Origin of the sequence: Streptomyces sp. NPDC087420, assembly GCF_044744165.1 — a bacterium.
Classification (GTDB): Bacteria; Actinomycetota; Actinomycetes; order Streptomycetales; family Streptomycetaceae; genus Streptomyces.
Genome location: NZ_JBIUXU010000042.1, coordinates 1 through 1600 on the forward strand (window position 1 = coordinate 1; position 1600 = coordinate 1600).

Here is a 1600-nt window from a genome sequence, read left to right on the forward strand (position 1 = left end):
CGGTCCACCACCACCTCACGACCGGCACCACCCACCACACCAATCCGACCCACCAACCGCCCGGAATCGGACACAAACTGCTCCAACACCCCCACGAACCACGCCAACACCTCACCCGCCCGCGCCCGATCAAACACATCCGGCCGATAGATCAGGTCACCCTGCATAGGGTCGCCGGGCGCGACGATCAACGTCAGCGGGTAGTGGCCGGTGTCCTCCGGTACGTCGGCCGGGCGGATGGTGATGGCGTCGGGGCCAGTCACGGGATCGGTCGCGGCACGCGGGTAGTTCTCGTACACCACCAACGTGTCGAAGACGGCTCCCGCGCCCACCCACTGGTTGATCTCCTGCAACCCCACATGCTGATGCGACATCAACACCGACTGCCGCGCCTGAAGATCAGCCAACAGGTCAAGCAGAGGCTGATCACCATCCAGACGCACCCGCACCGGCAGCGTATTGATGAACAACCCGATCATCGACTCCACACCCGGCAACTCCGCGGGCCGGCCGGCCACCGTCGCCCCGAACACCACGTCCTCCCGACCCGCCAACCGCGCCAGGACCAACGCCCACGCCCCCTGCACCAGCGTATTCACGGTCAGCCCATGCGAACGGGCCAGCTCACCCAACCCCCGCGACAACCCCTCCTCCAAAGCGAACCGCACCCGCTCCGGCACCACCACCGAGCGCACCGACTCCGCAGCCACCACCAACGTCGCACCATCAAGCCCAGCCAACTCCCGCTGCCAGACCTCCCGAGCAGCCCCCTTGTCCTGCTCCCCCAACCACCCCAAGTACTCCCCATACGACCCCACCACCGGCAACCCACGCCCAGAACCACCCGCCGCATACGCCGCCGACACCTCCCCCACCAACACCGGCAACGACCAACCATCCAACACAATGTGATGGCTCGTCACGGACATGCGATATCGCTCCGGCGCCAGCCTGACGATCAGCACACGTACCAACGGCGCCTCGGCCAGGTCGAACCGCGAAGCCCGCTCAACGGCGGACAGCCGCTCCACCTCGGCCGTCGCCTCGACATCCGTCAGCCCCGACACATCCGCCACCGTCCACGGCAGGACCACCCGCCCCGACACCACCTGCACCGCACCACCCGACACCGCCACACCCGGATGGAAACTCGCCCTCAACACCGGATGCCGCTCCAACACCACCCCCCACGCCAACCGCAACCGCCCCACATCCAACGGCCCCTCCACCACAAGCGACCGCTGCCCCTCATAGACATCAGGCCCGTCCCCGTCATAAGCCGCGTGAAACAGCAAACCCTCCTGCAACGGCGACAAAGGCCACACATCCACCAAATCCGGAACCACACCCTCAAGCTCCGCCACACCCGCCTGCGACACCTCCACCAACGGGAAGTCGGAGGGGGTGTGTCCGCCCGCGGTGGGGGCGTCGGTGTGGGTGGCGAGTCCGGCGAGCAGATCAGTCCAGGCCGCGCCCAGCGCTTCCGCGTCGGCCGCCTCCAGGATTCCGTCCGGCCAGCTCAGCGTGAGCGTCAGCTCCGGACCCTCAGCCGTGTCACGAATGACAGCACCCGCCTCGACCACATGCGTGACCGGCATAT

The 1600-nt window shown here is 67.2% G+C and carries 1 protein-coding gene; it reads right to left on the reverse strand.

The genetic code is table 11. The features are described from left to right. Nucleotides 1-1600: condensation domain-containing protein (locus tag ACIO1C_RS35925; protein ID WP_401872027.1), on the reverse strand; the 1600-nt coding region annotated here is incomplete at both ends.